At 65.1% G+C, this 12,555-nt stretch carries 12 protein-coding genes; 9 read left to right on the plus strand and 3 right to left on the minus strand.

The annotated features are described in order from the left end of the window. The first annotated feature begins 150 nt into the window (after nt 1-150). From B2W22_RS11970 to B2W22_RS12000, 7 genes are all read left to right on the plus strand, one after another. Nucleotides 151-2,127 carry an AMP-dependent synthetase/ligase gene (locus B2W22_RS11970; RefSeq protein WP_175136808.1) on the plus strand — a complete coding sequence of 659 codons (1,977 nt, stop codon included), beginning with the start codon at nt 151-153 and terminating at the stop codon, nt 2,125-2,127. A gap of 5 nt (nt 2,128-2,132) precedes the next feature. Continuing rightward, on the plus strand, nt 2,133-2,930 hold the full coding sequence (locus B2W22_RS11975) for an ABC transporter ATP-binding protein (RefSeq protein ID WP_175124976.1): 798 nt from the start codon (nt 2,133-2,135) through the stop codon (nt 2,928-2,930). A 24-nt stretch (nt 2,931-2,954) separates the two neighbouring features. Continuing rightward, nucleotides 2,955-3,884: a branched-chain amino acid ABC transporter permease gene (locus tag B2W22_RS11980; protein ID WP_063955103.1), complete on the plus strand. Its 930-nt coding sequence runs from the start codon at nt 2,955-2,957 to the stop codon at nt 3,882-3,884. A 23-nt stretch (nt 3,885-3,907) separates the two neighbouring features. Next, nucleotides 3,908-4,972, plus strand: coding sequence for a branched-chain amino acid ABC transporter permease (locus tag B2W22_RS11985; RefSeq protein ID WP_286937820.1), 1,065 nt, complete (start codon nt 3,908-3,910; stop codon nt 4,970-4,972). Nucleotides 4,973-5,106: 134 nt separating this feature from the next. Beyond that, nucleotides 5,107-6,444 (plus strand): ABC transporter substrate-binding protein, encoded by a 1,338-nt coding sequence (locus B2W22_RS11990; RefSeq protein WP_081100873.1) that lies wholly within the window; start codon nt 5,107-5,109, stop codon nt 6,442-6,444. Between the two features lie 106 nt (nt 6,445-6,550). Further along, nucleotides 6,551-7,387 carry an ABC transporter ATP-binding protein gene (locus B2W22_RS11995; protein WP_175235839.1) on the plus strand — a complete coding sequence of 279 codons (837 nt, stop codon included), beginning with the start codon at nt 6,551-6,553 and terminating at the stop codon, nt 7,385-7,387. A gap of 81 nt (nt 7,388-7,468) precedes the next feature. Then, entirely contained in the window at nt 7,469-8,737 is a 1,269-nt protein-coding gene (locus tag B2W22_RS12000; RefSeq protein WP_286937826.1) for a phenylacetate--CoA ligase family protein, read from the plus strand. 63 nt (nt 8,738-8,800) lie between these two features. On the opposite strand, the gene B2W22_RS12005 is transcribed toward B2W22_RS12000, so the two are convergent. Genes B2W22_RS12005 through B2W22_RS12015 form a run of 3 tightly spaced genes read right to left on the minus strand, consistent with a single transcriptional unit; the run spans nt 8,801 to nt 10,013 of the window. After that, nucleotides 8,801-9,247 (minus strand): DUF6691 family protein, encoded by a 447-nt coding sequence (locus B2W22_RS12005; RefSeq protein ID WP_175124972.1) that lies wholly within the window; start codon nt 9,245-9,247, stop codon nt 8,801-8,803. 2 nt (nt 9,248-9,249) lie between these two features. Next, entirely contained in the window at nt 9,250-9,681 is a 432-nt protein-coding gene (locus tag B2W22_RS12010; RefSeq protein WP_175124971.1) for a YeeE/YedE family protein, read from the minus strand. After that, complete coding sequence (locus B2W22_RS12015) at nt 9,678-10,013, minus strand: ArsR/SmtB family transcription factor (RefSeq protein ID WP_175124970.1); 336 nt, start codon at nt 10,011-10,013, stop codon at nt 9,678-9,680. The genes B2W22_RS12010 and B2W22_RS12015 overlap by 4 nt, the downstream gene beginning before the upstream one ends. 126 nt (nt 10,014-10,139) lie before the next feature. Here B2W22_RS12015 and B2W22_RS12020 point away from each other — a divergent pair, with 126 nt between their 5' ends. Beyond that, nucleotides 10,140-11,003: an MBL fold metallo-hydrolase gene (locus tag B2W22_RS12020; RefSeq protein WP_175124969.1), complete on the plus strand. Its 864-nt coding sequence runs from the start codon at nt 10,140-10,142 to the stop codon at nt 11,001-11,003. Nucleotides 11,004-11,085: 82 nt separating this feature from the next. Beyond that, entirely contained in the window at nt 11,086-12,552 is a 1,467-nt protein-coding gene (gene pap, locus B2W22_RS12025) for a polyphosphate:AMP phosphotransferase (RefSeq protein WP_175124968.1), read from the plus strand. Nucleotides 12,553-12,555: the final 3 nt, after the last annotated feature.

Genomic DNA, 12,555 nt, shown 5'->3' on the forward strand with positions numbered 1-12,555 from the left:
TTGAATGTCGCGATGGTGACAGTTGGTAGCAACCCAACCTTATACCTTAACTCCTGCCGTAAATCTAAAACCAACTGGTCAAGCACACCGCCGCAACCGCCGCTTCATTGCTGGCACTGCGCGCGATGCGCCCAAACCGGAGGAGACAACGTGGCACATTCATCGCCCGCATCTGCACAGGTGCCGGCGGCGCCGGACACCTTTCCGGCGCTGCTGCTCGCGCATGCCAACGTTCGTGGGTCGCGGCCCGCGATACGAGAGAAAGACCTGGGGATCTGGCAAACCCTGACCTGGTCCGAAGTGGCGGAGCATGTCCGTCACGTCGCGCAGGGTCTTGCATCGCTCGGCATTCAGCCCGGCATGCACGTCGCCGTCATCGGTGAAAACCGCCCGCGTCTCTACATGGCCATGATGGCCGCGCAATCGCTCGGCGCCATCCCTGTTCCGCTCTATCAGGACGCGGTCGCGCAGGAAATGGTTTACGTGCTGCAGGATGCGGAGATCAGCGTTGCGATCGTCGAGGACCAGGAGCAGGTCGACAAGATGATCGAGGTGCGCGAACAGTGCCCTGCGCTCAAGCATGTCGTGTTTGACGACCCGCGCGGCCTGCGCCATTACGCCGATCCCATGCTGCTGTCGTATGAGCAACTGGAAGCGCTGGGCAGCGAATATGCCGCCAAGCATCCCGACTTCTACGCGCGCGCCGTCGCTGCCGTGCAGCCGCACGACGCCGCGGCCATGTTCTATACGTCCGGCACGACGGGCAAGCCGAAGGGCGTGGTGCTGACGCACCATGCGCTCATCGACCGCGCGCGCGCCGTGTCAGAAATGGAAAAGCTGACCGACCAGGAAGACGTGCTGGCCTATCTGCCGCCCGCCTGGATCGGGCAGAACATGTTCTCGTACACGCAGTTGCTGGTCACGGGCTTCACGGTGAATCATCCCGAGTCGCCCGACACCGTGTCGATCGACATGCGCGATATTGGCCCCACCTATTACTTCGCGCCGCCACGCGTGCTGGAAGGCTTGCTGACGCATGTGATGATCCGCATGGAGGACGCGGGCTATCTCAAGCGCAAGCTGTTCGCGGCGTGCATGAAGCTGGCGCGCCGCGTTGGCACGAAGATCCTGGACGGTGAATCCGTCAACGCCTGGGACCGCATGCGCTACGCGGTGGGCAACGTGCTGATCTACGGTCCGCTGCGCAACGCGCTGGGCATGAGCCGCGTGCGCGTGGCGTACACGGCCGGCGAAGCCATCGGTCCAGACCTCTTTGTGTTCTACCGCTCCATCGGCATCAACCTGAAGCAGCTGTACGGCTCCACCGAAACCTCGGTGTTCGTCTGCGTGCAGCCCGATGGCCAGGTTCGCGACGACACCGTCGGACCGCCGGTGGCGGGCGTGGAGATTCGCGTGGCCGACAACGGCGAGATCCTCGTCAAGAGCCCGGGGCTCTTCAAGGAGTACTACCGCAATCCCGACGCCACGGCCGAAGCGCGCAGCGCCGACGGCTGGTTCCACACGGGCGACGCGGGCTATCTGGATACCGATGGGCAGCTCAAGATCATCGATCGCGCCAAGGACGTGGGCAAGCTGGCCAACGGCAGCCTGTTTGCGCCCAAGTACATCGAGAACAAGCTCAAGTTCTTCCAGCACATCAAGGAAGCGGTGGCGTTCGGCGCCAACCGCGAAGACGTGTGCGCGTTCATCAACATCGACCTGGAAGCCGTGGGCAACTGGGCCGAACGCCGCGGCCTGCCGTACGCCGGCTACACCGACCTGGCGGGCAAGGACGAGGTCTACCAGCTGATCGCCGAGTGCGTGGAGCAGGTCAACGCGGATCTCGCGACCGATCCCAAGCTGGCGGCGTCGCAGGTCAGCCGTTTCCTGATCCTGCACAAGGAACTGGACCCGGACGACGACGAGCTGACCCGCACGCGCAAGGTGCGCCGCGCCTTCATCGCGCAGAAGTACGGCGTGCTGATCGACGCGCTCTTTGGCGGCAAGCAGTCGCAGTTCATCGAGACCGAAGTGAAATTCGAAGACGGACGCACCGGCAAGATTTCGGCGGATCTGCGGATCCACCCGGTCAAGACGTTTCCCGCCATCACCGCCCGAGCCGCGTAAAGAACATGAGCACTAACGACCGCGACCAGCGTATCGGCGATGTCATGCTGGACATGCAGAACATCTCCCTGTCTTTCGGCGGCGTGAAGGCGCTGACCGACATTTCCTTCAACGTGCGCGAGCACGAGATCCGCGCCATCATCGGGCCCAACGGCGCGGGCAAGAGCTCGATGCTCAACGTCATCAACGGCGTGTACACGCCGCAGCAAGGCGGCATCGCGTTTCGCGGCGAGCGGTTTTCGCGGATGAACCCGCGCCGCGCCGCTGAAATGGGCATCGCGCGCACGTTCCAGAACCTGGCGCTGTTCAAGGGCATGAGCGTGCTGGACAACATCATGACCGGCCGCAACCTGCGCATGAAGAGCGGCCTGCTGGCGCAGGCGTTCCGCCTGGGGCCGGCCGAGCGCGAAGAGATGCAGCATCGCGAGTTCGTCGAGAACATCATCGACTTCCTGGAAATTCAGGCCTATCGCAAGACGCCGGTGGGCCGCCTGCCCTACGGGCTGCAAAAGCGCGTCGACCTGGGTCGCGCGCTGGCGATGGAGCCGCGCCTGCTGCTGCTGGACGAGCCGATGGCCGGGATGAACATCGAGGAAAAGCAGGACATGAGCCGCTTCATCCTGGATGTGAACGATGAGTTCGGCACGACCATCGTGCTGATCGAGCACGACATGGGCGTGGTCATGGACATCTCGGATCGCGTCGTGGTGCTGGACTACGGGAAAAAGATCGGCGACGGCAAGCCCGATGAAGTTCGGGCGAACGAGGATGTGATCCGCGCCTATCTCGGCGTGTCGCACTAAGCCGGACAACCAAGGCGGAAAGACATGGGATTTTTTCTAGAGACCTTATTCGGCGGCTTGATGAGCGGCATGTTGTACGCGCTGATCGGCCTGGGCTTCGTGCTGATCTTCAAGGCGTCGGGCGTCTTCAACTTCGCGCAGGGCGCGATGGTGCTGGTGGCGGCGCTGTCGATGGCGCGCTTTTCGGAATGGCTGCCTCGCTGGCTGGGCTTTGACAACATGATCCTGGCCAACGTGCTGGCGTTCATCGTCAGCGCCATCGTGATGTTTCTTCTGGCGGTCGCGATCGAACGCTTCGTGCTGCGGCACCTGGTCAACCAGGAAGCCACGACGCTGTTGATGGCCACGCTGGGCATCAGCTATTTCCTGGACGGCCTCGGCCAGATCACGTTCGGCAGCTCGGTGTACTCCATCAACGTCGGCATGCCCAAGGATCCGCTGATGATCCTGGACTCGGTGTTCGAGGGGGGGCTGCTCATCAACCTTGAAGACCTGACCGCGGCGGTCATTGCCGCGCTGCTGGTGGCGACGCTGGCGCTGTTCTTCCAATACACCTCGACGGGCCGCGCGCTGCGTGCCGTGGCCGACGACCACCAGGCCGCGCAGTCGATCGGCATTCCGCTGAACCGCATCTGGGTGATCGTGTGGAGCGTGGCCGGGCTGGTGGCGCTGGTGGCGGGGATCATCTGGGGATCGAAGTTCGGCGTGCAGTTCACGCTGTCAACCGCCGCGCTGCGTGCGCTGCCGGTGGTGATCCTGGGCGGCCTGACGTCGGTGCCTGGCGCCATTCTGGGCGGCCTCATCATCGGCGTGGGGGAAAAGCTGTCCGAGGTCTATCTGGGGTCGCTGGTGGGAGGCGGCATCGAAATCTGGTTCGCCTACGTGCTGGCGCTGGTGTTCCTGCTGTTCCGTCCGCAAGGGCTGTTCGGCGAGAAGATCATCGACCGCGTCTAAGCCTGCGTCACCGAGGATAAAAAATGTTCTATCGCGAAAACGGCCAATTCAAGACCAGCTATCGCGCTGACCAGCAGATCTTCCCGATCCGCCAGGACCGCGTCTTCATCTGGCTGCTGATGGCGGTGGCGTTCATAGTCGTTCCAGCCATGGCCAGCGACTACCTGCTGCGCGCCATTCTGATTCCGTTCCTGATCCTGGCGCTGGCCGCCGTGGGCCTGAACATCCTGGTCGGGTACTGCGGACAGATCTCGCTTGGCACGGGCGCCTTCATGGCGGTGGGTGCGTATGCGGCCTGGAACTTCGGCGTGCGCTTTCCCGGCATGCCGCTCGTGGTGCAAATCTTGTTGGGCGGCTGCTTTGCCACCATCGTCGGCGTGATCTTCGGCATCCCCAGTTTGCGCATCCGCGGCCTGTATCTGGCGGTGGCAACGCTGGCGGCGCAGTTCTTCGTAGACTGGGCGTTCCTGCGCATCCCCTTCTTCACCAACTATTCGTCCTCGGGCAGCGTGTCAGTGCCCCCGCTCACGGCCTTTGGCCTGCCGGTGCAAAGCGCCATGGAGAAGTACCTGTTCGTGTTGGTCCTGGTTGTCGTCTTCAGCCTGCTGGCCAAGAACCTGGTGCGCGGCGCCATCGGCCGCCAATGGATGGCGATCCGCGACATGGACGTCGCCGCTTCCGTCATCGGCATCCGGCCCATGTACGCCAAGCTGACGGCGTTTGCGGTCAGTTCGTTCATCGTCGGCGTGGCCGGCGCCTTGTGGGGCTACATCCACCTGGGTTCGTGGGAGCCGCTGGCGTTCGACCTGGGCCGCTCGTTCCAGCTGCTGTTCATGGTCATCATCGGCGGGCTGGGTTCGATCATCGGCAGCTTCTTTGGCGCCGCGTTCATCGTGCTGGTGCCCGTGGCGCTGTCCAACATTCCGCACATGCTTGGCCTGCCGCTGTCGGTGGACACCGCCGCCCACATCGAGCACATGGTGTTCGGCGCGCTGATCGTGTTCTTCCTGATCGCCGAGCCGCACGGCCTGGCGCGGCTGTGGAGCATCGGCAAGGAGAAGCTCAGGATCTGGCCGTTCCCGCACTGATCGTGTTTCGTTTTGATTTCCGTGGGTCCATTGCAGCACAACCGCGCTGGACCCCCGCCCCGAATACCCGGCTCAAGACCGGGCCAATCCCGGTGTCACAGGGTTGACCGACCCAAACACCACGCAGGAGGTAAATGGAGATGAAGCGTCTTAACCTGAAGTTGGCGGCAGCCTTGATGGCCGCAGCCGGCGCCGCAGGCGCCGTGGCCACGCCGGCAATGGCGGCCGAAGAGCAGTTCGTTCCGTTGCTGGTGTATCGCACGGGATCGTTCGCGCCGCTGGGCATTCCCTGGGCCGATGGCAAGCTGGATTACCTGAAGCTCGTGAACGAGCGCGATGGCGGCGTGAACGGCGTCAAGATCACGTATGAAGAATGCGAAACCGCCTACGCCACGGACCGCGGCGTGGAATGCTACGAGCGCCTGAAGGGCAAGGGCACCGGCGCATCGGGCTTCGACACGCAGTCCACCGGCATCACCTTCGCGGTCAGCGACAAGGCCATCGTCGACAAGGTGCCCGTGGAAACGATGGGCTACGGCCTGTCGCAATCGGTGGACGGCAGCGTGTTCGAGTGGAACTTCCCGCTCTTGGGCACGTACTGGACCGCCGCCGACGTGATGATCCAGGACATCGCCAAGAAAGAAGGCGGCATGGACAAGCTCAAGGGCAAGAAGATCGCCCTGGTCTATCACGACTCGCCGTACGGCAAGGAACCGATCCCGCTGCTGCAAAAGCGCGCGGCCAAGGAAGGCTTTGAATTGCTGCTGTATCCGGTGACGGCGCCGGGCGTCGAGCAGAAGTCCACCTGGCTGCAGATCCGCCAGGCGCGCCCGAACTACGTGCTGCTGTGGAGCGCGGGCATCATGACGCCCACCGCCATCCGCGAAGCGCAGGCCAGCGGCTATCCGCGCGACAAGATGTACGCGATCTGGTGGGCCGGCTCGGAAGGCGACGTCAAGGACCTGGGCGATGTCGCCAAGGGCTACAACGCCATCACCATCCACAACAGCGGCGCCGACAGCGACAAGGTCTATGACGATCTGAAGAAGTACGTCTACGACAAGGGCCAGGGCGCGGACAAGACCGGCAAGACCACGCTGGGCACCATCGCCCATACGCGCGGCATGATGATCTCGATGCTGCAGGTCGAAGCGATCCGCGCCGCGCAGGAGAAGTACGGCAAGGGCAAGGCGCTGACGCCGGAACAGGTGCGCTGGGGCTTCGAGAACCTGGACCTGACGCAGGAAAAGCTCGACAAGCTGGGCTTTGGCCAGATCATGCGTCCGGTCAAGACCTCGTGCGCCAACCACAAGGGCGACGACTGGGCCCGCATCGTGCAGTGGGACGGTTCCAAGTTCAAGGTCGTTTCCGACTGGTATCAGGCCGACAAGACGATCCTGGACCCGATGGTCAAGGAATCGGCGGCCAAGTACGCCAAGGAAAAGAACATTACGCCCCGCAAGTGTGAGTGATGCCCCTGGAGCGCCCGCGGCGGCCATGCCGCGGGTGCGCAACGCATGTTGATATGACCCGGCGGCCGGCTTTCCGGCCGGCCGCCGCCACGCTGCAGGAATGTTTATGAACGACGCCAATATTGCCGCCGCAGGCGCCCCGCCGGTGCTGCTCGATGTGAACGGCATCGAGGTGATCTACAACCACGTGATCCTGGTGCTAAAGGGCGTGTCCCTGCAGGTGCCCGAAGGCAGGATCGTGGCGCTGTTGGGCGCGAACGGCGCGGGCAAGACCACCACGCTGCGCGCGATCTCCAATCTGCTCAAGGGCGAGCGCGGCGACGTCACCAAAGGCCACATCCAGTACCGCGGCCAGCGCATCGAAAAGCTGACGCCGGCCGAACTGGTCAAGCGCGGCGTCGTGCAGGTGATGGAAGGCCGGCACTGCTTTGCCCACCTCACCATCGAGGAAAACCTGCTGACCGGCGCTTATACGCGCAGCATGAGCCGCGGCGACACCGCCGCCGCGCTGGAACGGGTCTATCAGTATTTCCCGCGCTTGAAGCAGCGCCGCACCAGCCAGTCCGGGTACACCTCGGGCGGCGAGCAGCAGATGACCGCGATCGGCCGCGCGCTGATGGCCAACCCGAACATGATCCTGCTGGATGAACCGTCGATGGGTCTTGCGCCGCAGATCGTCGAAGAAATCTTCGAGATCGTACGCGACCTGAACCAGCGCGAGCGCGTGAGCTTTCTGTTGGCCGAGCAGAACACCAACATCGCCCTGCGCTACGCCGATTACGGCTACATCCTGGAGAACGGGCGCGTGATGATGGACGGCGCCGCGTCCGACCTGGCGCAGAACGAGGACGTGAAGGAGTTCTACCTGGGCATCTCCAGCGGCGAACGCAAGAGTTTCCGGGACAACAAGTTCTACCGCCGCCGCAAACGCTGGCTGGCCTGATTTCCGACGCGGGCAAGCCAGCGCTTGCCGCATGGCGCCGGCAACGGCGCCGCAAACCGGCACACGAGAAGGTGCGATTCCATGTCCGAGTTTTTCGATGACCTCGAAACCCGAGCGCCCGAGCAACGCGAGCGCGATCTGATGGCGGCCCTGCCCGGGGCGATTGCGCGGGCCATCGCGCGCGCGCCGGCCATCGCCGAGCAATTGCGCGGCGTGGACCCGGCCACGGTCACCTCGCGCGAGGCGCTGGCCCGGCTGCCGGTGCTGCGCAAGCATGAATTGCTGGAACGCCAGCAGCATAGCCGCGATGACGGCGCGCAGCCCGCCGGTCCCGAGAAAGCCTTCGGCGGGTTCTCCGCCATCGGCTGGGGCGAAGCTGTGCGTGTGTTCGCCTCGCCCGGTCCGATCTATGAACCGGAGAGCGCGCGGTCGGATTACTGGCGCTTTGCGCGCGCCCTGTACGCGGCGGGCTTTCGCGCCGGCGAACTGGCCTACAACTGCTTTTCGTACCACTTCACGCCGGCCGGCTCGATGATGGAAACGGCCGCCCACGCCGTGGGCTGCACCGTGTTTCCCGGCGGCACCGGGCAGACCGAGCAGCAGGTTCGCGCGATTCAGGACCTGGCGCCCAGCGGCTACACCGGCACGCCGAGCTTCCTGAAGATCATTCTTGAGAAATCAGACGAACTGGGCGTGAAGCTCGATTCGCTGCGGCGCGCACTGGTCTCCGGCGAAGCCTTTCCGCCGTCGCTGCGCGACTGGCTGGCGGCGCGCGGCATCGACGGCTACCAGGCCTACGGCAGCGCCGACCTGGGCATGATCGCGTTCGAGACGCCCGCTCGCGAAGGGCTTGTGGTGGGCGAGGACATCATTGTCGAGATCGTGCGTCCCGGCACCGGCGAACCCGTGCCGGCAGGCGAAGTCGGCGAGGTCGTGGTGACCACGTTGAATCCGGATTACCCGCTGGTGCGCTTTGGCACCGGCGATCTGTCCGCGGTGATGTCCGGCATCTCGCCGTGCGGACGCACCAACACACGCATCAAGGGCTGGATGGGACGCGCCGACCAGACCACCAAGGTGCGCGGCATGTTCGTGCATCCGTCGCAGGTGGCGGACGTGGCGCGGCGGCATCCGGAGATCCTGCGGGCGCGGCTGGTCATCAGCGGCAGCACCGGGTCGGACCGCATGGTGCTGAAGGTGGAGTCGCGCGAACAGAACGACGCGCTGGCCCGCCGGATTGCCGATTCGGCGAGAGACTTGACGAAGTTGCGGGCCGATGTCGAATGGGTGGCCGAGGGTGGCCTACCGAACGACGGCAAGGTCATCGACGACATCCGGACGTACGAATAGGCGATTCGACTCGAGTGCAAGCGCGAGGGCAAGCGCGCGGGCAGGCGCGCGGGCAAGCGGCCGCTACGCGCGCGGTCCGGTTGCGTCGCCGTCGCGGCGCCCAGCCCGCGTGATGTACGCGTGGATGCCCATGCCAACGAGCATCGCCCCCGCAAACACCGCTGCGTCGCCGATGCCCGCCGCGGCAGCGACGAGCGCCGGGCCGGGGCAGAAGCCCGCCAGCCCCCACCCCACGCCAAACGCCAGGCTGCCGGCAGCCAGACGCGCGTCGAGCCGGGTGGCTTGCGGCCAGCGCATGGGCTCGCCGGACAAGCTGGCCCGGCGACGCCGCAACAGCGCATAACCGACACTGGTCGCCAGCACGGCGCCGCCCATCACGAATGCCAGGGTAGGATTCCACAACCCGGCCAGATCCAGAAAGCCCAGCACCCGTGCCGGGTCCGCCAGGCCCGATATGAGCAGGCCCAGTCCGAAGACGAGCCCGGCGGCGAAGGCGTAGAGCGCGGCCATGATCAGACGCCCGCCACGTGCCGCAGCACGTAGACCGTGGCAAAGCCCGCGGCCATGAAGATCAGCGTCGCCACGAGCGACCGGCGCGAGCCGCGCGACAGGCCGCACACGCCGTGTCCGCTGGTGCACCCAGACGCATAGCGCGTGCCGATGCCGACCAGCAGGCCGGCGACGATAAGGCGCGGCGTGCTGGCCTCCACCGTGATGGAAGGCAGTTCGGAAAAGAGGCGGAACAGCCAGGGCGCGGCGCACAGCCCCAGCAGGAAAGCGATGCGCCAGCCGCCGCCGCGCTCGGGCGCCAGCAACCCGCCCACGATGCCGCTGATGCCCGCGATGCGTCCCGCGCCCAGCATCAGCAGCACCGCGCCGGCGCCGATCAGCAGGCCGCCCACCGTGCCGGCGGCCGGGGTGAAGGCGGACCAGTCCACGTTCACTTGAGTGACTCCATGGCGCGTCCGCAGTACAAACTGGATAGCGTTTTCATCACCTGGCTGACCTCGAAGCTGGCCATCTGGTAATAGACGTATTTGCCCTCGCGCCGCGTCGCGACCAGACCCTCGTCGCGCAGCACACCCAGCTGTTGCGAGAGCGTCGGCTGGCGGATGCCGGTCAGCGATTCCAACTCGCCGACGTTGCGTTCATTCTGGACCAGCTGACACAAGAGCAGCAAGCGGTCTTCGTTGGCCAGCGCCTTGAGCAGCGCGCAGGCCTGGGTGGCGGACTCGCGCAGGACGGCGACTTCGCAATCGGTAAGGGGAGCGTTCATGACGAGGTGTCGGACACGTGGGGGATAGCCGCGTCATTATATTTATGAATAAACTATGCGCAAATATTATTTATTTTCGTAAATTGACCTGATCGGGCCGCCCTTGCGGCCTTCACGCGAGCCCTCATGACCCCGCACATCCAGGCCTTCTTCGACACCGTCACTGCGACCATCACCTACGTCGTCCACGAACCCGCGCCCGGCGGCGCGTGCGCCATCATCGATTCGGTGCTGGATTACGATCCCAAGTCCGGCCGCAGCAGCACCGCCAGCGCCGATCGCGTGGCTAATTACGTGCGCGAACGCAGCCTGCGGACCGTCTGGCTGCTGGAAACCCATGCCCACGCCGATCATCTGTCGGCGGCGCCCTATCTGCAACGGCAGCTTGGTGGCGTGATCGCCATCGGCCAGAGCATCCGCACCGTGCAGGGCGTCTTCAAGACCATCCTGAACCTGGAGCCGGAGTTCCAGCTCGACGGCTCGCAATTCGGCCATCTGTTCGCCGATGGCGAGACCTTTCAGATCGGTTCGCTGACCGCCACGGCCATCCACGTGCCCGGCCACACGCCGGCCGACATGGCCTATCTGATCGGCGATGCGGCATTCGTGGGCGACACGCTTTTCATGCCGGACGTGGGCACGGCGCGCTGCGATTTTCCCGGTGGCGACGCGCATCTGCTGTATCAGTCGATCCAACGGCTGCTGAGCCTGCCAGACGACACGCGGCTCTACATGTGCCACGACTATCCGCCGGCGGGCCGCGAGGCCGCCTGGCAAACCACCGTGGCCGAAGAGCGCCGCGGCAACATCCACGTGCGCGACGGCATTACCGAGGACGAATTCGTCGCCATGCGCACGCGGCGCGATGCCACGCTGTCGATGCCCACGCTGATTCTGCCGGCGATCCAGGTGAACATCCGCGCGGGCCATTTCCCGCCCCCCGAAGACAACGGCGTGCGCTATCTCAAGATTCCCGTGAACGCGCTCTGACCCTCGGCCGCGGCGCACTTGCGCCGCGCGGCCTTATCCCGCAAGATCGCCCGATCGCAGCCACCCGATCCGACGCGCATCCATGTTTGCCGAAGCCGAAGCCGACCCCATCCTGTCCAAAGACGAATTCAAGGCGCTCGAAGCGCGGCTGCGCGTCGCGTTGCTCAATGCGCAATACGAACGGCTGCGGCAGGCCGACAAGACGCTTCTGATCGTCGTGGCCGGCATCGATGGCGCCGGCAAGGGCGCCACGATCAACCTGCTGAACGAATGGATGGACCCGCGCCACATCCGCACGCTGGCCTACGGGCCGCGCGAAGGCGACGAGCTCGAGCGCCCACCGCTGTGGCGCTACTGGCGCGATCTGCCGCCCAAGGGCAGCACGGGCATCGTGTTCGGCTCATGGTATACGCCGCTCGTCATTGAAGCCGCGCGCAAGAAGCCCAACGCGGACGCGATCGAGGCGCACTCGGCGGCGATCATGCGCTTTGAGACCATGCTGGCCGCCGAAGGCGTGCAGATCATCAAGCTGTGGTTTCACCTGTCCGCCAAGGCGCAGAAGACGCGCGCGCAGCGCCTGCTGGCCAACCCCGATACGGCCTGGCAGGTCAGTCCGGTCGACATGAAGGTCAACAAGCGGTTCGACCGCATCCGGGCCGGCGCCCAAGTCGTCCTCAATCACACCGACTGCGGCCATGCGCCGTGGGTGGTGATTCCCAGCGCCGACGAAAACATGCGCGCCGCCCGCACGGCCGAGGCGGTGCTCGGCGCGCTGCGCCGGCGCGGGGTGCCCCGCCTGCCGCCCGCTTTCGTGGCGCACTCCAGCACGACGCGCATCGTGGACCGGCTGGGCAAGCTGGACTACGACGCCAAGGTGGACAAGGAAGACTACGAGACCGAACTCGGCCTGCTGCAAGGCCGGCTGGCGCGCGCCGCCCGGTCCGACAAGTTCAGGAATCGCTCCCTGATCCTGGTGTTCGAGGGGCAGGACGCAGCCGGCAAGGGTGGTGCCATCCGCCGCGTCACACACGCGCTGGATATCCGGCAAGTCGACATCACGCCGATATCCGCGCCCACGACCGAAGAGTTGGCCCGGCCCTATCTGTGGCGTTTCTGGCGCTGCATTCCCAGCCATGGCCGCATCGGCATCTTCGACCGCTCGTGGTACGGCCGCGTGCTGGTCGAGCGCGTCGAAAAGCTGATACCGCCCGCCCGGTGGCGCCGCGCGTATGCCGAGATCAACGACTTCGAGGAACAGCTTGCCGCCAGCGGCGCGCTGGTGCTGAAGTTCTGGCTGGCCGTCACGCCCGACGAGCAGCTCAAGCGTTTTCACGAGCGCGAGAAATCACCGTTCAAGAATTTCAAGATCACGCCCGACGACTGGCGCAACCGCGACAAGTGGAAAGAATACGCGGCGGCAGCCAACGAGATGATGACGCGCACCGATGTGGCCCACGCGCCGTGGCATCTGGTGTCGGCCAACGACAAGCGTTACGCTCGCCTGCAGGTGCTGCGGCATATCGTCGACGCCATGGAAATCCAACTCTGAAGA

This window comes from Achromobacter sp. UBA4530 (assembly GCF_002388205.1).
GTDB lineage: Bacteria > Pseudomonadota > Gammaproteobacteria > Burkholderiales > Burkholderiaceae_B > Achromobacter > Achromobacter animicus.

Coding starts and splice junctions, on each gene's coding strand:
- B2W22_RS12020 (WP_175124969.1), top strand. CDS start 10,140: ATGACCCCGCACATCCAGGCCTTCTTCGACACCGTCACTGCGACCATC.
- B2W22_RS11980 (WP_063955103.1), top strand. CDS start 2,955: ATGGGATTTTTTCTAGAGACCTTATTCGGCGGCTTGATGAGCGGCATG.
- B2W22_RS11990 (WP_081100873.1), top strand. CDS start 5,107: ATGGAGATGAAGCGTCTTAACCTGAAGTTGGCGGCAGCCTTGATGGCC.
- B2W22_RS11975 (WP_175124976.1), top strand. CDS start 2,133: ATGAGCACTAACGACCGCGACCAGCGTATCGGCGATGTCATGCTGGAC.
- B2W22_RS11995 (WP_175235839.1), top strand. CDS start 6,551: ATGAACGACGCCAATATTGCCGCCGCAGGCGCCCCGCCGGTGCTGCTC.
- B2W22_RS12005 (WP_175124972.1), bottom strand. CDS start 9,247: ATGGCCGCGCTCTACGCCTTCGCCGCCGGGCTCGTCTTCGGACTGGGC.
- B2W22_RS11985 (WP_286937820.1), top strand. CDS start 3,908: ATGTTCTATCGCGAAAACGGCCAATTCAAGACCAGCTATCGCGCTGAC.
- pap (WP_175124968.1), top strand. CDS start 11,086: ATGTTTGCCGAAGCCGAAGCCGACCCCATCCTGTCCAAAGACGAATTC.
- B2W22_RS12015 (WP_175124970.1), bottom strand. CDS start 10,013: ATGAACGCTCCCCTTACCGATTGCGAAGTCGCCGTCCTGCGCGAGTCC.
- B2W22_RS12000 (WP_286937826.1), top strand. CDS start 7,469: ATGTCCGAGTTTTTCGATGACCTCGAAACCCGAGCGCCCGAGCAACGC.